Source organism: Granulicella sp. 5B5 (genome assembly GCF_014083945.1).
Lineage (GTDB): Bacteria > Acidobacteriota > Terriglobia > Terriglobales > Acidobacteriaceae > Granulicella.
In genome coordinates, this window is sequence record NZ_CP046444.1 from 3,232,000 (window position 1) to 3,252,362 (window position 20,363).

General features: G+C 59.1%; 13 protein-coding genes. 7 read left to right on the forward strand and 6 right to left on the reverse strand.

Features of this window, described 5'->3' with window-relative positions; all coding sequences use genetic code 11:
- Positions 1–897 precede the first annotated feature (897 nt).
- Positions 898–5,016, forward strand: coding sequence for a carboxypeptidase-like regulatory domain-containing protein (locus tag GOB94_RS13595; RefSeq protein ID WP_182276418.1), 4,119 nt, complete (start codon positions 898–900; stop codon positions 5,014–5,016).
- A 64-nt stretch (positions 5,017–5,080) separates the two neighbouring features.
- Here GOB94_RS13595 and GOB94_RS13600 read toward each other — a convergent pair whose 3' ends face one another.
- A complete protein-coding gene (locus GOB94_RS13600; RefSeq protein WP_255483970.1) occupies positions 5,081–5,818 on the reverse strand; it encodes a GntR family transcriptional regulator in 738 nt (245 codons plus the stop codon).
- Positions 5,819–5,871: 53 nt separating this feature from the next.
- On the opposite strand from GOB94_RS13600, the gene GOB94_RS13605 reads away from it, so the two are divergent.
- The 3 genes from GOB94_RS13605 to GOB94_RS13615 all read left to right on the forward strand — a co-directional run bounded on the left by GOB94_RS13605 (position 5,872) and on the right by GOB94_RS13615 (position 11,064).
- Positions 5,872–7,095: a threonine synthase gene (locus tag GOB94_RS13605; protein WP_182276419.1), complete on the forward strand. Its 1,224-nt coding sequence runs from the start codon at positions 5,872–5,874 to the stop codon at positions 7,093–7,095.
- 262 nt (positions 7,096–7,357) lie between these two features.
- A complete protein-coding gene (locus tag GOB94_RS13610) occupies positions 7,358–9,997 on the forward strand; it encodes a M14 metallopeptidase family protein (RefSeq protein WP_182276420.1) in 2,640 nt (879 codons plus the stop codon).
- 242 nt (positions 9,998–10,239) lie between these two features.
- Positions 10,240–11,064 carry an amidohydrolase family protein gene (locus GOB94_RS13615; protein WP_255483971.1) on the forward strand — a complete coding sequence of 275 codons (825 nt, stop codon included), beginning with the start codon at positions 10,240–10,242 and terminating at the stop codon, positions 11,062–11,064.
- Here the strand turns inward: GOB94_RS13615 and GOB94_RS13620 are convergent.
- A complete protein-coding gene (locus GOB94_RS13620) occupies positions 11,061–11,672 on the reverse strand; it encodes a TetR/AcrR family transcriptional regulator (protein WP_182276422.1) in 612 nt (203 codons plus the stop codon). The two genes, GOB94_RS13615 and GOB94_RS13620, sit on opposite strands and share 4 nt — an antisense overlap.
- A gap of 84 nt (positions 11,673–11,756) precedes the next feature.
- Between GOB94_RS13620 and GOB94_RS13625 the strand changes: the two genes are divergently transcribed.
- Both GOB94_RS13625 and GOB94_RS13630 read left to right on the forward strand, forming a co-directional pair.
- Entirely contained in the window at positions 11,757–13,409 is a 1,653-nt protein-coding gene (locus GOB94_RS13625; RefSeq protein WP_220464930.1) for a DHA2 family efflux MFS transporter permease subunit, read from the forward strand.
- Positions 13,410–13,986: 577 nt separating this feature from the next.
- On the forward strand, positions 13,987–14,340 hold the full coding sequence (locus GOB94_RS13630) for an L-rhamnose mutarotase (protein WP_182276423.1): 354 nt from the start codon (positions 13,987–13,989) through the stop codon (positions 14,338–14,340).
- Positions 14,341–14,759: 419 nt separating this feature from the next.
- Here the strand turns inward: GOB94_RS13630 and GOB94_RS13635 are convergent, their stop codons facing one another.
- The 4 genes from GOB94_RS13635 to GOB94_RS13650 form a co-directional block, all read right to left on the reverse strand.
- Entirely contained in the window at positions 14,760–15,398 is a 639-nt protein-coding gene (locus tag GOB94_RS13635; protein ID WP_182276424.1) for an LUD domain-containing protein, read from the reverse strand.
- On the reverse strand, positions 15,395–16,852 hold the full coding sequence (locus GOB94_RS13640; RefSeq protein ID WP_182276425.1) for a LutB/LldF family L-lactate oxidation iron-sulfur protein: 1,458 nt from the start codon (positions 16,850–16,852) through the stop codon (positions 15,395–15,397). Before GOB94_RS13640 ends, GOB94_RS13635 begins: the two co-directional genes overlap by 4 nt.
- Positions 16,849–17,586 (reverse strand): (Fe-S)-binding protein, encoded by a 738-nt coding sequence (locus GOB94_RS13645; protein ID WP_182276426.1) that lies wholly within the window; start codon positions 17,584–17,586, stop codon positions 16,849–16,851. The genes GOB94_RS13640 and GOB94_RS13645 overlap by 4 nt, the downstream gene beginning before the upstream one ends.
- An 85-nt stretch (positions 17,587–17,671) precedes the next feature.
- Positions 17,672–18,829 (reverse strand): L-rhamnose/proton symporter RhaT, encoded by a 1,158-nt coding sequence (locus tag GOB94_RS13650; RefSeq protein ID WP_182276427.1) that lies wholly within the window; start codon positions 18,827–18,829, stop codon positions 17,672–17,674.
- Positions 18,830–19,095: 266 nt separating this feature from the next.
- Between GOB94_RS13650 and GOB94_RS13655 the strand changes: the two genes are divergently transcribed.
- Positions 19,096–20,301, forward strand: coding sequence for a TIM barrel protein (locus GOB94_RS13655; protein WP_182276428.1), 1,206 nt, complete (start codon positions 19,096–19,098; stop codon positions 20,299–20,301).
- Positions 20,302–20,363: the final 62 nt, after the last annotated feature.

The following is a 20,363-nucleotide window of genomic DNA, read 5'->3' on the forward strand; positions in this document are numbered from 1 at the left end:
GCGGACATCCGTTTCACCACCAGTGATAAGTGGTTCGCCGTCTTTCTGATCGTAATTATGATATTGGCAGGCGCGGCTGGCGCATGGTTGGGAGCTCACTTCCCAGACTGACAGCGCTGCTAATGGTCCGAAGGTTTCGCTGTAACAGGCAAAGACGAAGATTGGCGTTGGACAGAACAGTGGCGCCACACGCTGCCTGGTATCTCTATGCGGTGAACCTGCGGCAGTAGCAGAAATGGGTTTCGTACAAACGGCCAATTTGTCCGTGTAAAGGTCTTCGCAAGGCGAGGGATTGGGCCTGCGAAGACTTTTTTATCTTTTTCTTGCATCTCGATTGATATGTGATATCTTATTTTTGAAAAGCACACAGATCGGAAGTACACTGGAGGCAAATCATGAAGATATTCGTCCTTCTTGCCCACTCCTCGAATGCAGTTGTTTCGTTCACGCGCTGTGAGAACACGTCACTTGCGCGTTGTTGTGGCAACACGGCTTCCTGTTAAAGCTCTCAGAACAGACTCCGTCGTCTGGTACACCGCCAAGTGACGTCTTCTTTTTACACTCGCAGGGACTTCCATTGCCTGGCGCTGTAAACCCCATTCTGAGTCTTCCTTTAGTTCAAGTCAGCAATCAACGGTAACCCCGCGTATAGCGGTGGAAGAGCCGTCTCTGCATACTTGAGCTATCCCAATCTTTATTCCGTTGTGTACGCGGTCTACCTGCCGTAGCGAGAAGGTGTGCCTTCGTGTGCCTGCGCACCGGAGTTGCAGGTCTATCAGCTTGGTTGTGCTTTTGTAGCCGCGTAGCTCCGTAGCGAAATCTCGTACGACCCTGCAGCAGCACGCTGGGGAAATAGATAGCCATTGATGCATGCGGTTTTCCGCCAAGGGGGAATTGATGAAACGCCAGCCTGTAAATCACACCGCCCATAAGTTTTTGATCGCACTTGTCTTCTTTTTCGGTCTCTCGCTGGCAGGTACGTCCCTATCCGCCGGTCAAGCCACGTCGAGCGGCACCGTCGTCGGCAGCATCACGGACCCCAGCGGGGCTGTTATTCCGGACGCTACGATCACTGTCACCGACATGGCGTCCAAAAGCGCCCGAACGACCGTCTCCAACAAAGCAGGCCAGTACATCGTTCCGGACGTGCCGCCGGGAACGTATGACGTGAAAGCAACAAGGGCCGGATTCTCAACGGACGAGATTCCCGACATTACCGTAAGCGTCGGTTCTCAAACGACAGCTAATTTCAGGATGACGGTGGGAGCGGAGAACACCACCGTAGAAGTCACAGCTTCCAATGCGGATCTGCAGACGATGAATGCATCGACCGGAACAACAGTCGATCCGTCGATGGTCCAGGCATTGCCCACAATCGGGCGCGAGGTCGCCACTTTTACGACCATGCAGCCGGGCGTCACGCCTGGAGGAAATGTGGCCGGCACCACCACCGATCAGGCGAGCTTCACCCTCGACGGCGGCAACAACTCCAATGATATGGACGGAACGCTGACAACCTACACCACGTCCTACGCCACTTCAACCACCGGCGGGTTCCTTGGAGCGGCTCCGCAGGGAACAATGCCTATGCCACAAGACAGCATTGAGGAGTTCAAGGTGGCCACGACCGGCCAGACGGCTGACTTCAACAACTCTTCCGGCTCTCAAACGCAGGCCGTTACCAAGCGCGGCCGCGACAGATGGACTGGCACCGTATATGAGTACTACCTTGACAACAACTTCAATGGAAACACCTGGCAGAACAACTTTCCAGGAACTGGCTACACCCCCAAGCCGAGCTATCACTTCAGTCGCTTTGGCGCCGCCGCTGGTGGGCCCATCGCGCCGAAGTTCCTCGGCGGTAAAACCTACCTGTTTGCTAACTACGAAGGCTTCCGGTATCCGCTCGCGAGTACCTATGAACGTACAGTTCCATCTTACGAATATCTTCAGCTCGGCCAACTCAGCTTTACCGGCACAACATACTCCGCTGCGCAGCTCAAGGCGGCCGATCCACGTGGACTCGGCATGAACCCTGTGCTCACGAATTTCTACAAAACTCAGCTGCCTGTTGCCCCCGTGGGCGATGCGGGTTCTACTGGAGCGGATGGCACGAAGTATGCTGGCAGCTTCGACAAGAGCTGCGGCGGACTTTCTACCACACTATGCGACAGCAATAACACCATTGGCTATAAAGCCAATGTGTCGACTCCCCAGAGCAGCAACTTTCTGGCCACGCGTCTCGACCATGACTTCGGCCAGAAGTGGCACTTCATGGCGAGCTATCGCTACTACGAGTTGGTGAACTCAACCACCAATCAAATCGACATCGGTGGCGCGCTGCCCGGCGATACGATAGGAGTGCCTAAGGCTGTTGCACCGCACACGCAGGCACCGTGGTATCTCGTTGTCGGCCTCACCACAAATATCAGCGCCTCGCTCACAAATGACTTCCACTATAGCTTTCTCCGTGACCAATGGCAGTGGACGGACGCAAATGCGCCTGCACAGGTAGCTGGTGCAGACGGAGCTATTGAGCCGCTGGGTGAATACGCCAATACCGTCCTGTCCCCTTACAACGTGAACTCGCAGAGTATCCGCGTCCGCACCTGGGACGGCAAGGATAATTTCTTCAGCGACAACCTGACTAAGTTGAAGGGCAATCATCTCATCCAGGTCGGCGGTCAATTTCAGCATAACTCCGACTACTTCTCGCGCAGCGACAATGGCGCCAGCATCAACTTCACCCCGACCTACCAAATCGGCGACAGCAGTGGCGGCGGCAACATCGGGTATACAGGTGGCACACCGGGGACCGCAGCTTGCACAACTGGTACGGGGCTCAATTGCGTCGGCGCAGGTACAGCCGCGAATGCCCGTATGCTTGACACCTACTACGGCCTCGTCACTGACACGCAGGTTGCGAATAGCTACTCCAACGCCGGTGGATCGCTCAGCTTGAACCCGTCGCTCACTCCTGCGATCGGACACGCCAGCATCCCGTACTACAACATCTACGCAACGGATACGTGGCATGCCAAACCGAGCCTCACGTTCAATCTTGGACTTAGCTATGCCATCGAGATGCCGCCCACTGAGCGTAACGGCACGCAGGCCATCTTCACGGATGCCACAGGCAATCCCATCCGTATCGAGCAGTGGCTTGCGTCCCGCAAAGCAGCCGCACTGAGCGGCCAAATCTTCAATCCTGAAATCGGCTATACGCTGATCAAGAACGTACCGAGCGGCCGCAAGTACCCATACGATCCTTACTATGGCGCGGTCAGTCCAAGACTATCGGTCATCTGGAACCCCAACTTCAGCAACGCATTTCTCCAGAAGCTCTTCGGCAACGGCTCGACTGCCATCCGTGGCGGATACGGTCGAATCTATGGCCGTGTCAACGGCGATGCTCAGGTACTTCCGCTTCTCGCCGGTCCCGGACCGCTTCTGGCTACGCAGTGCAAGTACGCGCAGTCTGCGACCACTGGAGCCGGCGGCTGCAACCAGAGCAACTACAACGACACCACAGCATACCGTTTCGGACCGGATGGCCTTTCCCCTCTGTTGGCGCCAGGTGGCGTTCCTGCAACGCTACCACAGCCCTTCCATCCCGGCTTCGATGGCCCTGGCGTGTCTCTTTCACCAGGCGTCGATCCCTCCATGCGTCCCAACGACGTCGACACATTCAACCTCTCCGTGCAGCGGCAGATCAATCGCCACATGCTGGTTGAGGTCGGGTATATCGGGCGTATCGTCCATCACGAGTTCATGCAGTTAAATCCGAACGTAGTTCCCTACATGCTCTCGCTTGGCGGCCAGAGCTTCGAGTCGGCATACCTGGCAATCGAAACGGCATTCAACTGCACAACAACAGCGAGTCAGTGCGCCAAGAGCGTTGCGCCCACGGCTACGGTCACGCCGCAGCCCTTCTTCGAAGCCGCGCTCGGAGGAGCCGGATCAGCCTATTGCTCAAAGTATTCGAGCTGCACCGCGGCGGTCGTCGCCAAACAAACTGCAGCCTTCCGTGCACAAAGGGTCTTCGGCCTCTGGCAGGCTTTGGACAACAATGTCAACGGCGCCAATGGCGCGGGCTTCGTCTTCGCAAGAAGCCTGATGGGTACCGCAACATCTAACTCCACATATGGAGCTGCCGGCCAGATGGTTTCGGGCGTCAGCTCTGATACTCCTATCGGACATAGCAACTACAACGGCGGCTATGTCTCCTTCAAAGCGAGCAGCTTCCACGGCCTCACCGCTCAGGAAAACCTCACCTGGTCCAAGGCCCTCGGCCTCGGCGCCAACAATCAGTCAAGCAGTGGCACCGTTGCAGAGGACAGCTTCGATATAAACAAGCAATACGGTCGCCAGGCCTTCGATCAGCGAATCATCTTCAACACCTTCATCGTCTATGAAACCCCGTGGTATCGCTCGCAATCCGGTATCATTGGCCGTCTCGCCGGGGGGTGGACACTGTCCCCCATCGTTACAGCCGGCACTGGACAGCCGCTGCAGTGCACAACCAACAACAGCGGACAAAACTTCGGTGGTGAAGACGGTGCAAACTTCACCGATAACGAGAACTGCATCTTCAACACACCATATACCGGCGGCGCTCACACGCATCGCGGCGTCACAGGCGGCATGGATTCTAACGGAATCGCGGTGGGCACCAATACCAAGGGCTCCGGTGCGGCTGCGATCAATATGTTCACCAATCCCGTGGCTGTCTTTGACAGCGTGCGCGCTCCCATTCTCGGCCTCGATGCCGGCAACGGAGGCAGCGGCGCCATCAGCGGCCTCGGCTATCTCAATCTCGACTTCAGCGTGAAGAAGAGAATCATGATTCACGAGAGATACAGCCTCGAGTTATCCGGCGTCTTTCAGAACGTGATGAACCATCTCGACTTTGCGAATCCCAGTCTAAGTCTTCAAAGCGCCGCCAGTTGGGGCGTCACCAAAACCCAGGGCAACGCTCCCCGTCAATTCCAGATGGGTGCACGCGCCTACTTCTAAACATCCACGACTAAGCCCACGACCAGGAGTTCTGGCCGTGGGCTTAGCAAACCCTCAAACGCCTCTACTGTTCGGCCGCAATCACCTCATCGCGGGACTTCTTCTCCAATGCCTCCAGCAGCCGGTTCCTCACATAGACAATGTGATCTTCCATCGCCGCCTGGGCCTTTTCTCGATCGATGGTAGTAAGTGCTTTGTAAATCCGCCTATGTGCCAGCGGCGAGCTCGTCGCCGACAACTCGTACGACTTATAACGGCAGAGCAGGCTTTTTTGCTGAATATTTTCAAACACGCTACACAGCTCATCATTGTCCGTCGCCTCGGCGATCAGGCGGTGGAAACGTAAATCCTCTTCAACGTGGGCTATGCGATCACCCTTTTTCAAAATGATCTCAGTGCGTTCAATGCTGTCTTTCAGGCACTGCAACAGCTTTGGAGTAATCTTCGCCGTGGATATCGAATGCAGCTCCAGCACAACACGCAGGTTGAATAGATCGCTGATCTCTTTCGCCGCGAACTCGCGTACAAAAGCCCCTCGGCGGGCTTCTATGCGAATGAGTCCCTCAGCCTCCAGCCGGTTCAACGCTTCGCGCACAGGCGATTTACTGATGCCGAGCTGCGAAGCGATAAACTCTTCTGTCAATCGAAATGACGGCTCGAAGCTGCCAGTCAGCACGCTCTTCTTGATGCTGGCGTATGTCATCTCGGTAAGATTGGGTATCTTGCGAAGCTCGCGCAATTTTGTCATGAGAAATAAGTATGGAGCAAATATTGCCGTTTGCCCTAAAACCTTGTCAGGCAAGCATCATAGCAGTTCCAAATCTGTTCCCAACTGATATCTGATACATTATCGACATGCCAGCCATCTCACATTTTGCGTGTTCTTTGTGTGACGCTACGGTCTCAGCCGCAGCCCCCGCCACAGTCTGTCCTGTCTGCGCAGGAAGCCTCTATGTGCGTTACGATCTGAGCTCGCTGATTGGCACGGACCCTTCTTCGGTGGTGGCCGGCACCGCCGGTGCATTGAGCTCAAGAGCGTGGAGGGGTCTGTGGCGATACAGCGCGGTCCTTCCTGACGTAGCGCCCGTCACACTCGGCGAAGGTTGGACGCCGATTCTGCCGAGCCGCCGAAATCCGAATGTGCTTCTGAAGGAAGAGGGCGCCAACCCTACGGGGACTTTCAAGGCCCGCGGCCTGGCACTCGCCGTTACCATGGCGAAGCACTATGGACTGCGCAAACTCGCGGTTCCGTCCGCAGGCAATGCTGGGGGAGCTCTGGCAGCCTACGCTGCTGCCGCTGGTATCGAGTGCCACGTCTTCATGCCCAAAGATGTGCCGATGGCTAACCAGGTCGAAGGGGCTGCATACGGCGCCAACGTCACGCTGGTCGATGGCCTTATCTCGGACTGCGCAAGGATCGTCAATGAGCGCAAGGAAGCTGAAGGCTGGTTCGACATCTCCACTCTTAAAGAACCGTTCCGTGTCGAAGGTAAGAAGACGATGGGCTATGAGCTCGTAGAGCAGAACGGCTGGAAGTATCCCGACGCCGTCTTCTATCCAACCGGCGGTGGTGTCGGGCTCATCGGCATGTGGAAGGCCTTCGAAGAGATGGAACAGCTCGGTTGGGTCTCCGGGACTCGCCCTAAGATGATCGCCGTGCAGGCATCAGGCTGCGCTCCCGTCGCCCGCGCTTACCGCGAAGGCCAGGACGTAAGCACCATGTGGCAGAACGCGGCGACCTTCGCGGCTGGGCTTCGCGTACCCAAGCCCTACGGTGACCGCATTATTTTGAATATCGTGCGCCAGTCCGGCGGGCGGGTCATTGCCGTCTCTGACGATCAGATTTTGAGCTCCCTCAAGGACTGGGCTTCGAACGAAGGTGTCCTGCTCTCCCCGGAAGGAGCAGCGGCTACGGCTGCCTACGACGTTCTCATTCAAGATGGCTTCCTGAAGCCGTCGGACAAAGTTGTCCTCTTCAACACGGGTTCCGGCAATAAGTACACAGATGTTCTCTCAGAGTCATTTGGCCTGAACAAGTCCTTGCAGGAAACAACAGGCACGGCCGCTCTCGCACACTAACTCAATATTGGCCGCTGCCTGGCGGGATCGATCTTTCGCAGAAGCTGTAATAGAGTTGATTTACCTTCGCGCTTCTGAGTAATTCGTCTTTTGCTTTATTCGTCTTCGCTTTATATAGATGCAGCTGTTCCACAGTCGTCAGTCTCCGCTACGACGGTGAACAGGTGTCAGCCCCGTCCGCTGACACCTTCATGGTCGTCGGCAACAAGCTCTCAAGGCTTCAATCTTCAGACATCATCAGCCTCAGACAGGAGCGATTCTCATGAAGAAGCTCGGCATTTTATTTCTGCTTGCGCTCACATTTGCCACACAGGCGGGTGCCCAGGCGAAACACGTAACCACTCCGGCGGAGCAGTTCGGCTTCGAGCCGGGTACAGACCGCAAACTGGCCGACTGGAAAGAACTGGTCGCGTACTACCAGAAAGTCGCCTCCCAGTCGGATCGTGTCCGCTTCCAGGTACTTGGCAAGACGATGGAGGGACGTCCCTTCGTCATGCTCACGGTCTCCTCGCCGGAGAACCTCGCGCACCTGGCGGAATACAAGGAGATCGTCACAAAGCTCTCCGATCCTCGGACCACATCGCCCGCTGAAGCAAAGTCCCTTATCGCCAAGGGCAAAACGGTGATGATCATCACCTTCAACATCCATTCAACTGAGATCGCAAGCTCGCAGACGGCGCCGCTGTTTCTTTACCGTATGGCGACCTCGAACGACCCGGAAGTCCTGAATGAGCTGAAGAACACCATTCTGCTTCTGATTCCTTCCCAGAACCCTGACGGCGAACAGCTCGTCGTCGACTGGTATAAAAAGACGCTCGGCACACCGGCCGAAGGCTCCAGCCCGCCCGTCCTCTACGCCAAGTACGTTGGTCACGACGACAACCGTGACTGGGTCGGCCTGACTCAGCTCGAAACGCAGCACACCGCGAAAGTCATCAACGAGTGGCATCCGCAGATCCTGTACGATCTCCACCAGCAGGGAGCGAACGCACCTCGCCTTTACCTTCCCCCTTGGGTCGATCCCATCGATCCCAACGTCGATCCACTTCTCGTCTTCTCCATGAACGCCCTCGGCATGCGTACAGCGCATGACGTCGCCTCGACCGGAAAGACCGGTGTCCTCGTCCACGGCGTCTATGATTTCTGGTCGCCGTTGCGCGACTACATCTCGCTCCACAACGGCCTTCGCATCCTCACCGAATCGGCGAGCGCCAATCTGGCTTCACCGATTGACATGCCGTTCGACCGCCTTGGGACTGGAATCGGTTACGACGCAAAGGTGGCCGCCTGGAACTTCCCCTCGCCATGGATGGGCGGCGTCTGGCACATGGGAGACATCGTTGCCTACCAGATGGACGCTCTCGAGTCTCTGACCAGGAGCGCCGCCATCGACCGCGAGCAGTTCCTCTCGGACTTCTACAAGGTGAGCGACCACGCTGTGCACCCGGTATCCGGCCCGTATGCCTATGTCTTCTCCCCGAAGCAGGTCGATCCCGCGATGGCTGTAAAACTCGCCAAGACACTCTTCGACGCAGGTGTCGAAGTGAGGCAGTCAACAGCTCCATTTGAAGCGGGCGGCAAAAGCTATCCCGAAGGAACTTACATCGTCGAGCTGGACCAGCCATTTCGTGCCTTTGCCAAGACAGTGCTTGAGCGCCAGAAGTATCCTGACATGCGCGAGTACCCCGGTGGCCCGCCGCAGCGTCCGTACGATGTCGCAGGCACGACTCTGCCGCTCTTCTACGGTGTGGAAGCGGACGCCGTTGATGCCAAGTTCACTGCACCCGCGAAGCTGCTCTCTTCCATCACCCCACTCGTCGGCCATGTAGCACCGCCTTCGAGCAAGGGATACATCCTGAACGACATGAGCAACAGTAGCCTCTATGCTCTCTTCTCGCTGCTGTCGGAGGGCGTCAAAACATACCGCCTCACCGGCTCAGGCTATGCTCCGGGCACTATCTATATCCCCGCACAGCCCGGTTTGGAGCCAAAGCTCGAAGCTGCCGCAAAGCGCTTCGCCGTCGACTTCAAACCCGCCACTGGCACTGTCAGCGGCAGCGCTCTGGAAATGAGGACTCCACGAGTGGCTCTTTACAAGAGCTGGACCGCTTCGCTCGACGAAGGCTGGACACGCTTCGTCTTCGATACAAACGGCGTTCCCTATAAAACTGTCGTCGACGCGGACATGCGCAAAGGCCACCTGAAAGATCAGTTCGACGCGATCATTCTCCCCGACAACTCCCCCGGCGCTATCCTGTCCGGCCGCGCATTTGGCGGAGGTGGCGGCCGTGCCGGTGGCCGCGCACGCGGTGGTGCGGGGAGCGCCGCGGGTGCAGGCGCTCCGGCAGCGAACGCCGCGTCGGAGCGTGGCAACATGCCTCAGGTTCCACCCGAGTACCGCGGCGGCCTTGGCCCTGAGGGCACCGCTGCGCTGAAGGAGTTCCTCAGCGAAGGCGGAATCGTTATCGTGCAGAACAAGGCTTCCGACGTCTACGCCACAAGCGACGACCCCACCTTCCAAAATGCCCTGGAGGGCGTGCCTCCGCGCGACTTCTATTGCCCCGGCTCTATCCTTCAGATCACCGTCGACACATCCAACCCGATAGCCTTCGGTTCAACGCCCACCGTGCCGGTCTTCTTTGAGACTGGGCCGACCTTCAAGCTCTCCGGAGACGCGAAGTCCGTCGGTCACTACACCAGCGATCATCCGCTCCTCAGCGGCTGGATTCTTGGTGGTCAGCACTTGGACGGGACCTCCGCTATTGCAGATGTGCCCGTGGGCAAGGGCCAGGTCATCGCCTTCGGCTTCGTCCCCATGTATCGCGGTCTTAGCGAAGTCACGTACAAGTTCGTATTGAACGCCATGCTGTACTCCGGTTCAACGCCCACTTCAATCCAATAGCTTCATTCCGAAGCTTCAAACCCCGACGCCAGGCCTCAGCCATCCACTCGATGGCACGAAGGCCTGGCGTCTTCTTGTCCTATGTTCCAGGCTCATCTCTCGACAGGTACTTGACCGGGGCTATCCGGCTTCAATGCTCGGTATCAACGCACCCACTCTTTCCGGCATACCAACAGATTCCACCTCTGGTACACTCACCCGGCAGCGCCTCGGCGCGCAACCTTCATCCCACAGGCCCTTCCTTGCGCATAGACGCCCATCACCATCTCTGGCACTACACTACCGCCGAGTACGGCTGGATCGACGACACCATGCAGCCGCTCCGCCGCGACTTCCTCCCCGCCGATCTCGTTGAGGCCTGCGCGGCAGCCCACGTAGACGCCACCATCGCCGTCCAGGCCCGCCAAACCCTCGAAGAGACCCACTGGCTACTAGCGTTGGCCACAGAAAATCCGCTCATCCGCGGTGTCGTAGGCTGGGCCGACATCGCCGCCGCCGATCTTCCAGCAACCCTCGAGCCGCTCCTCGCGAACCCGCACCTCAAAGGCCTGCGCCACATCGTACAAGCCGAACCCGACGGCTTCCTCGACGACCCCGCCTTCAACCGCGGCATCGAAGCCCTCACCCGCACCGGCCTCACCTACGACATCCTCATCTTCGCCCGCCAGCTCCCCGAAGCCACCCGCTTCGTCGACCGGCATCCCACACAGTCCTTCGTCCTCGACCACATCGCCAAGCCATCCATCGCCTCTGGCGAAATCGCGCACTGGTCGGCCTCGATCCACGAACTGGCCCGCCGCCCCAACGTCACCTGCAAGCTCTCCGGTATGGTCACAGAGGCGAACTGGCACACCTGGACTCCCTCCACCCTCAAGCCCTACTTCGACGTCGCCCTGGAAGCCTTCGGCCCCACCCGCCTCATGGCCGGCAGTGACTGGCCCGTCCTCAACGTCGCCTCCACGTACACACAGTGGTGGCAAACGCTCGACACCTGGCTCGCTCCGCTCTCTCCCGACGAGCGCGTACAGATCGAAGGCCGCACCGCCGCCCGCGTCTACCACCTCTAGCCACCCGCACCCGCCACGAGCCCACCCAGCAAAAACGCCGTCAAAAACCTCGCTTGCTCTTCCGCAGAGACCTCCTGCGAAAACGCCCTGCGTTCATTCACACCACGCACGGCATCCATCGTCGTCCACGCAGCCGCCAGAAAATTCTGCTGCGGAATCTCCCCGTTCCTCGCGGCCTCTTCAAACATGTCTTTCAGATACAGCACCGTCTCCAGCTGCCATTTGTGGCTGCGCCGCCGGTGCTGCTCCAGCCGGTTGATGCTCAGGATGATTCTGTACAGCTGCTGGTGTTCATGCCAGAACGCGATCCGCACCGCGACAAACGCCGCCAGCCGGGCAGGGAAGTCCGCAGCCTGCCGCACATGCTCGTCGGTCACTGCCGCCAGCTTCGCCAGCGCCTGCTCCACCGTCGCGGTGTACACCTCGTCCTTTGACTCGAAGTACCGGTACAGCGTCCCCTTGGCCAGCTGCGCGGCCTGGGCAATGTCGTCCATCCGCGTCGACTCGAACCCTTTGCTGGCAAACACCTTCGCCGCCGCCGCCAGGATCTCCCCTCGGCGCAGTTCGGCCACCACCTGCTGCTTGCGGTCGGTCGCGCCACTCGCCATCGGCTAGCTCCTTTTCGATCCTTCCACACTATAAATCTGCGACGAAATGACTCACCAGTCATCTCATAGAACTGGAGGGTCACTGTGTCCGCTGTACTCGACGAATCTGAGCGACTCGGAATAGCCCAGGCCGAAGACTCCCTCGCGGAAACCGCTCCCGCCTTCGACAACGAGCGCCTCCCTGAAGCGAAGATCTTCAACCCCTGGATCGTCGCCATCGTTGTCACCATCGGCACTTTCATGGAGGTCCTCGACACCTCCATCGCCAACGTCGCCCTCCCGCACATCGCCGGCGGCCTCTCCGCCTCGCTCGACGAAGGCGCATGGGTGCTCACGAGCTACCTCGTCGCAAACGCCGTCGTCTTGCCCATCAGCGGCTGGCTCTCCTCCGTCATGGGCCGCAAGAACTACTACCTGCTCTCGGTTGCGCTCTTCACCGTCTTTTCCGCGGCCTGCGGCTTCGCGCCCTCGCTCGGGATGCTCGTCGTCTTCCGCGTCCTCCAGGGCCTCGCCGGCGGCGGCCTGCAGCCCTCCGTGCAGGCCATCCTCGCCGACAGCTTCTCCGCGCAAAAGCGCGGTATGGCGATGGCGCTCTACACCGTCGCCATCCTCGTCGCTCCCGTCCTCGGCCCCACCGCCGGCGGTTGGATCACAGACAACTACTCCTGGCGCTGGATCTTCTACATCAACATCCCCATCGGCATCCTCTGCGTCTTCCTCACGCGCATCGTCCTGCAGGACCCGCCCTACATGCGCGAGCTCAAAGCCAAGGCCCGCAAGCTCTCCGTCGACTGGACAGGCCTCAGCCTCATCTCCCTCGGCCTCGCCTCCCTCGAAATCGTTCTCGACAAGGGCCAGGAGCTCGACTGGCTCGGCTCGCACTTCATTGTCTTCTTCGCGTCCATCTCGCTGCTCGCGCTCACCGGCGCCGTCATCTGGGAGCTCCGCAGCAAGAACCCCGTCGTCAACCTCCGCCTCCTCAAGGAGCGCAACTTCCTCTTCTGCTGCCTCATCATCCTCGGCCTCTACGCCGCGCTCTACGCCGCCACCTACCTGCTGCCGCTCTACATGCAGCAGATGATGGGTTACACCGCCACTACCTCCGGCTTCGCGCTCTCGCCCGCCGGCCTCTTCACCATGCTGGAGGTTCCGCTCGTCGGCTACCTCCTCACCCGCGGCTACGACCCCCGCAAGATGGCCTTCGCCGGCATCCTCGTCATCGCCACCTCCTTCTGGTGGATGTCCTCCTTGAACCTCGACATATCCGAGGGCCAGATCATCCTCCCGCGCATCCTGCAGGTACTCGGCGTCGGCATCATCACCGTGCCCATCAGCACCGTCATCTTCCGCTTCCTGCCCAAGACGGAAAGCTCGCAAGCCGCCGGCCTCTACGCCCTCATGCGTAACGAAGGCGGAAGCCTCGGCATCGCTCTGGTCAGCACCATGCTGCAGCGCAAGTCGCAGCTTCATCAGCAGATTCTCACGCAGCACATCACGGCCACCAACCCCATCGTGCAGCAGACGCTCGGCGCCGCCGCGTCCGCGCCCGGCAACTTCGCGCAGAACCACTACCTGGCGATGGCCTCGCTCTACAACGCACTGCAGCGCCAGGCCACACTGCTCGCCTACATGGACCAGTTCCGGATGCTCGGCCTCATCTGCCTCTGCATGGTGCCGCTCATCTTCTTCCTCAAGCGCCCACCCGCGCTCAAACACATCGAGCTCGAAGCCCACTAAGCTTCTTTCTCTAGGCACGTCACGTCCGTTCGACAGCCTGTTCTCGAACTACCCATGAAGCGTCATCTCGAACTACCCATAAAATGTCATCTCGAACTACCCATAAAATGTCATCTTGAACTACCCATGAAGTGTCATCTTGAACTACCCATAAAATGTCATCTCGACCGGAGCCAAACAGCTTCATCGTTTGGCGCAGTGGAGAGACCTGCATTTGGCCCCGGCGATACTTTCAGGTCGCGCCGCCTGGTACCGCCAATCGTCGCCCGGCCTTTACCTTGGTTTTGAGGGCCAAAGGCCCGCCATATCCCAACCCAAGGCGAAGGGGGTAGGAAGCCCCGGGTGCAGGCTCTTGAGCCTCCCGGAAAGATCGTCATTTCGACCGGAGCATCGCAGCCTTATCGCGATGCGGAGCGGAGAAACCTTATCGCTGCCAAGCAAAGCAAGCGCACCACGTCGAACTGCCGCTCGATGCCCTACCGAAAAATCACAATCTGCGGGCCTCCTCATATTTTTCAATATGCAATTTATTTCACTTAAGATATTGTGGTCATTTGTAGAGGAAAGCAGGTATTCGTTGCAGCGTTACGCGCAGATCATTCGTCTCCGTCCTGAAGATGAAGCGGAGTACGTCCGCTACCACGCCGAGGTCTGGCCCACCGTCCTCCAGACCATCGCCGACTGCAACATCCGCAACTACTCCATCTTCCTCCGCGGCGACATGCTCTTCGCCTACTTCGAGTACCACGGCACAGACTACGCCGCCGACATGCGCCGCATGGCCGCCGACCCTGAAACCCAGCGCTGGTGGAAGATCATGGACCCCATGCAACTCCCCGTCATAGACGCCGCCCCCGGCGACCATTGGACCCAGCTCCACGAAGTCTTCCACTTCGACGGCCACCCGTCGCCTGATAGCTGCCGCAGATAATCTGCTGCCCAAGAACGCTCGTCATTTCGACCGAAGCATCGCGGCTTCATCGCGATGCGAAGCGGAGAAACCCCTGTATTTGTCTTTGTTGTTGCCTATTTTCCTCTGCGACCTTTGCGGCTTTTCCTTTGCGTCCTCTGCGTTAAAGCTTTTGCCGCAGCGAGAGCCGAAGGCGCGAGCATACCATGTCAACCCACGAGAGGTGAGAGCGACAGATAAGTTGCTCAATCAAAACGCCTTACAGCGGAAAATCAAAAACACGTTCGCCGCCTCAACCTTCTATACTTAAAGTAGAGAAAGAGAGCAGAAAGGTTCGCCGCGCCGACCGCGATCAGACCTCCACAAGTCCACCCTCAACCGCTTTTCACTCAAGACTTTAGATCGAAAAGTATGGGAGGGGAGGGGTGGGGGCTAGATCATCACTCGCCATAAAGCACAACGCTAAGCCGCCGCGGCCCATGCACGCCACGAATCCGCGTCATCTCAATATCCGACGTCGCCGAAGGCCCAGAGATCGTCGTCATCGCCATCCGCCTGCTGGAACTGATCGCCGCCAGCGCCTCCGGTACGGTCTCCACCACCTGCTGCCGCGCCAGCACGCAGATATGATGGTCCGGCAGCAGCGTAACCGCCCGCCGCCCCTGCGCGCCTTCATGCACCAGGATGATCGTCCCTGTCGCCGCGACAGCCGCCTCGCACGTCGTCAACACGGTACCCAACCCATCCAGCTGCTCCGTCGCCAGCGCGGCATCGACCACAACCTCAGCGGCGCTCGGAAGCCAGTTCTTCGGAAACGCCTCGGCAACCAGCACGCTATGCTCACCGGCACGCCGCAGCGCCTCCTCAACAGCGCCGCCAATCTCCGCCTCGCTGCCAACCTCAAGGATCTCGGAGTCGTAGTCCAGCAACCGGTCCTTCAGCAGATGCAGGCAAGCCTCGCGGTCAAGCGAGCCCTTGCGTTGATACTCGCGACCTATCTGGTCATACGCAACACGGTCTGGCGCACCGCCAACCGCGGCACGAATGCGCCCCAGGATCACCTCGCGTGCGTCGCTCATGCGCTTGCTCCCTTGCTGCGGCTCTTCCACCAGTCGCGGAAGCTCTGCTTCGGGATGGCCTTCAGGTCGCGATACTTAGTCCAGCCCCCCGCCATGCCAGGCAGGTTCTCCAACTGATCACCCTTCCGGAACAGCATCTGCCCAGCCTGTGCCAGCCGCTGCGCCGCCTCATACCGCCGCTGGCTCTGGAACGCCGCAGCCGCACCCTGCATGGCCAGGTTCTCCACCGCCAGCTTGCCGCCCAGCGTCGCCTGGTCCTCGCGCACCACGCGCCCGCGCAGGTGAATCAGGATCTCCGGAATATTGATCTTCACCGGGCAGACCTCATAGCAAGCGCCACACAGCGTCGACGCATACGGCAGGGAACGCGAGTGCTCCAGCGACTGCAGCTGCGGCGACAGGATCGCCCCAATCGGTCCCGAGTAGATCGATCCATACGCATGCCCACCCGTCTCGCGGTACACCGGGCAAGCGTTCAAACAAGCGCCGCACCGGATGCACTCCAGCGTCTCGCGTTCCATCTCGTCATGCAGTAGCTTCGTGCGCCCGTTGTCCAGCAGGATCACATGGAACGCCTTCGGCCCATCACCCGCATGCACACCGCACCACAGCGAGTTGTACGGATTCATCCGCTCCCCCGTCGCCGACCGCGGCAGCAGCTGCAGAAACACTTCAAGGTCCTCGAACCGCGGGATTACCTTCTCGACGCCGATCAGCGAGATCAACACATCCGGCATCGTCAGGCACATCCGCCCATTGCCCTCGGACTCGACGACACACACACCACCCGTCTCCGCAATCGCAAAGTTCGCGCCGCTTACACCGATCTTCACCTTCAGGAACCGCTCCCGCAGATACGCCCGCGCTGCCCCGGTCAGATCCTCCGGCTCGGCCGTCAACTCCGGCCGATGCATCGTCTCGCGGAACAGATCACGCACCTCAAACCGGTTGCGATGTAGCGCCGGAACCACAATGTGCGAGGGCTCATCGTGGCCCATCTGCACAATCATATCGGCCAGGTCTGTCTCAATCGGAGTGATGCCCGCGGCCTCCAGCGCCACGTTCATCTGCACCTCATCCGAGGTCATCGTCTTCACCTTGATGACCTCGACATGAGAGTTGCCCTCCGAGTATTGCCTAATCAGCCCAATAGCAATCGCATTGGCCTCATCCGCATCGCGGGCCCAGTGCACCTTGCCGCCAGCCAGCTCGCAGTTCTTCTCAAACTCAACCAGGTACTCGTCGAGATGCCGCAGTGTATGCGCCTTGATCGCACTAGCCGTATCGCGCAGCTGCTGCCAGTCCGGCATCTCCTCCACGCGCAGAGCACGCTTGCCGCGAATCGTATCCGTCGCGCGGCGCACATTGGCGCGAAGCTGATCGTTCTTCAGCGCGGTCTTCGCCGCAACCGGAAACGCCGCGGCTCTGTCTGTCTTGCCAACGCGAACGCTCATAGCGCAGCTCCCTCGCTCGCAAGAATCTCCGCGATATGCATCGTCCGCACAGCCGAGCCTGCGCGATGCAGCCCGCCATAGATCTGCATCAGGCAGCTATTGTCGAGCGCGGTCACAACCTCAGCCCCAGTCTCCACCACGCAGCCCTGCTTCTCAGCCAGCATCGCCACTGAGACATCGGCGTTCTTCACCGCAAACGTCCCACCGAACCCGCAGCACTGCTCCTTCTTCGGCAACTCCAGCAGCGTCAACCCGCGCACCTGCCGCAGTAGCCGCACCGGCGCATCGCCCACATGCAGCATCCGCAGCGAGTGGCACGACGGATGGTAGGTCACACTATGCGCAAACGTCGCGCCCACATCCTCCGTCTGGAGCCGGTTCGCGAGCAGCTCGCTGAACTCAAACACGCGTGGCAGCAGGCTCTTCACATCGGCAAGAAACGCGCTGTCGTTCTCCGCCTCAGCCATCATTAGATAGTGCTCACGCATCATCGCTACGCAACTGGCAGAAGGCACGCAAACCACTTCGGCATCCCGAAACATCTCCACGAATCTCCGTACCAGCGGCACAGCTTCGCGATGATAGCCCGTGTTGTAGTGCATCTGCCCGCAACAGGTCTGCGCCAGCGGAAACTCCACCGTATGCCCCAGCCGCTCCAGCACGCGTGTCACCGCAACACCTGTCTCGGGAAACAGAGTGTCGTTATAGCAGGCTACGAACAGCGAGATGCGCAAGGGGCTTCCTTTCACCGGGCAATGGCCAAATCGCGTGGCCTTCATCAATTTTACCTATGGAAGAAGAAAGTCACGAGTGAACCACTCAGTGGACCTTCAGATAACTCCCATAGCCGACCACCACAGTAGATCCGATCAGCAGTGCAAGTCCGCAGCCGACCAACGCTCGCGTCCTCAGGCTCGTTCCGCGCCACTCCTTCAGCGCAATGCCCCACAGGTTCGCGAAGATGATGATGCTTGCCATGTGCAGCGTCCAGCTGGCGAAGTCGTACTTGCCCATCTTCGTCTGCCCCATCGAGTAGAAGAAGAACTGGAAGTACCAGATGATTCCGGCCAGCGCCGCGAACAGGTAGTTCTTGGTCAGCACCTTCCCGCTGATGCGCCCAATATAGTCGCGCGGATTGAAGTCCACCAGGGTATCGCCCGTCACCGGGGCCGTCCCCATCGGATTATCGCCCGGCGCTCCGCCAAACTGTGCGAACGAGTGGTTCTTCACAATCAGTACCGCAGACCACACGAAGTTCGTAACGAACCCGCCCCACAGCACAACGATCAGCACCGGCAGATTGGACCATAGGTCCCTCCGGCCACCTGCCACCAGGTGTACTCGCGTGATGTCTCCGATGGGCTTGCCCGCAGCCAGGCCAAACGCAAAGAACGAGCTCATAATGCCCGCGAACACCGCGACCGCAAGGCCTTTGATGAAAGAGAAGTCGCGTTCGCCGGCGATCGCCTTCTCCTCCTCGGTCACCTCATGTTCCTTGGAGTAGCCCGCCGCTCCGCTGACCCCGATCGCCAACAGGCACATAAAGACGCCGACCAGAATCACCTGTCCCGAACGCTCGTTCAAAATGCTGTGCATCTGCCCGTAGTAAATCGGTGGGATCAATGTCCCAAACGCCGTGCAGAAGCCCAGCGCAATCGCGTATCCCAGTCCCAGTCCCAGATAGCGGATCGCCAGTCCAAACGTCAGTCCGCCGACGCCCCACAGTATCCCCATGAGCATCGGCCAGAAGAGGCTGGCATCCGGCGAGCGATGCGCTTCTCCGAGAATCTTGAAGACATGCGGCACAAAGATGCTCGCAATCAGCGTTGGAGCGATCAGCCACGCGGCCACGCCTTGGATGATCCAGTAAATCTCCCACGACCATCGCTTGATGCCGCGAAACGGAATAAAGTTGCTGGCAGAGGCGAGTCCGCCCAGCCAGTGATAGATGACGCCGATAAACGGATTAGGTCCCACTTCGGTCCTCGACTTTATGCCGCACAGTGTATGCCTTGTGGGTTGCAGGGCACAGCATCGGCAGGATATGTGGCGCTGTCATCCTATCCTATCGCCTGTACCATTTGGAAATAATATCCCTATTGGACGTCCACCGCCGAACCCGTATGGACAGCTTTCTAGCTGCTCATTGTTTTCCTCACTTGCGCAGGAAAGTTTCAATACATAGTATAAGTCCTCTATGAAACTTCGCGGCCGCCGCGCCGCTCCGGTTCGAGGTGCTCTTCATGTCGACTAATTCCATCTCCAACGCTGCGCAATCCCGCATTCACAAAGCCCTCGACGCCTTCGCCATTGAGATCCCCTCCTGGGGATTTGCCAATACAGGCACGCGCTTCGGCAAGTTTTCACAGCCTGCCGCCGCTACCAACCTTGAAGAGAAGTTTGCCGACGCGGGTGAGGTCAATCGCCTCACCGGCGTCACTCCCACGCTGGCACTGCATGTCCTTTGGGATATGCCAAATGGTGTTGCGGATGCTGAGAAGATTCAATCGCTTGCCAAGCAGTATGGCGTCCGTGCAGGCTCGATCAATCCCAATCTCTTTCAGGAACCCGAGTACAAGTTCGGCTCCATCTGCAATCCCTCCGCTGAGGTCCGCAAGAAAGCCACGCAGCACCTGCTTGACTCGGTCGCCATCGGCAAGGCCGTCGGCTCTGCCGAGGTCTCCGTCTGGGTCGCCGACGGCTCCAACTACCCCGGCACGCAGAGCATCTCGCGCCGCATCGGCTGGATGAAGGAGGCCTTCGCCGCCGCCCATGAGGCCCTCGCTCCCGGCCAGACTCTGCTCATCGAATACAAGCCCTTTGAGCCTGCTTTTTATCACACGGATATCGCCGACTGGGGCATGTCCCTTGAGCTCTGTCGAGCTGCTGGCCCCCAGGCCCGCGTGCTGGTCGATACCGGCCATCACTATCAGGGCACCAACATCGAACAGATCGTCTCGTGGCTTATTGCGCTCGATGTCCTCGGTGGCTTCCACTTCAACGATCGCAAGTACGCCGATGATGACCTGACGCTCGGGTCCATCGACCCCTATCAGGTCTTCCGTATCTTCCATGAGATCCACGCCGCGCAAGAGAGCAACAGTGCCTTCACCGCTCCGGCCTACATGATCGATCAGAGCCACAACCTCAAGGGCAAGATGGAGGCGATGATCCAGACCGTCGTGACGGCGCAGGAACTCTACGCCCGAGCCGCCCTCGTCGATCAGGCTGAGCTCGCCGTTCTGCAGGACAGTTGCCAGCTCGTTGCAGCTGAGGAACTCTTTCGTGGCGCTTTCTGGACTGACGTTCGGCCCATTGTGCAGCAGTGGCGTGAGCAGCGCGGTCTGCCTGTCGATCCCCTTGCCGCTCTCAGGTCCAGCGGTTACGTCGAACAGATAGCAGCGGCCCGTGCGGCAAAAAACTCTGTAGGCCAGAGTTCCTACGCCTGAGCCTCCAATAGTCGAAAATAATTGTCTGCCTATGCTGTTCGCTCATCGCGAAAGCTGCTCAT

Bases quoted from the DNA above. Each gene is read 5' to 3' on its own strand.
- GOB94_RS13595 (WP_182276418.1), top strand. From the start codon at position 898: ATGAAACGCCAGCCTGTAAATCACACCGCCCATAAGTTTTTGATCGCA.
- GOB94_RS13605 (WP_182276419.1), top strand. From the start codon at position 5,872: ATGCCAGCCATCTCACATTTTGCGTGTTCTTTGTGTGACGCTACGGTC.
- GOB94_RS13610 (WP_182276420.1), top strand. From the start codon at position 7,358: ATGAAGAAGCTCGGCATTTTATTTCTGCTTGCGCTCACATTTGCCACA.
- GOB94_RS13620 (WP_182276422.1), bottom strand. From the start codon at position 11,672: ATGGCGAGTGGCGCGACCGACCGCAAGCAGCAGGTGGTGGCCGAACTG.
- GOB94_RS13635 (WP_182276424.1), bottom strand. From the start codon at position 15,398: ATGAGCGACGCACGCGAGGTGATCCTGGGGCGCATTCGTGCCGCGGTT.
- GOB94_RS13640 (WP_182276425.1), bottom strand. From the start codon at position 16,852: ATGAGCGTTCGCGTTGGCAAGACAGACAGAGCCGCGGCGTTTCCGGTT.
- GOB94_RS13655 (WP_182276428.1), top strand. From the start codon at position 19,096: ATGTCGACTAATTCCATCTCCAACGCTGCGCAATCCCGCATTCACAAA.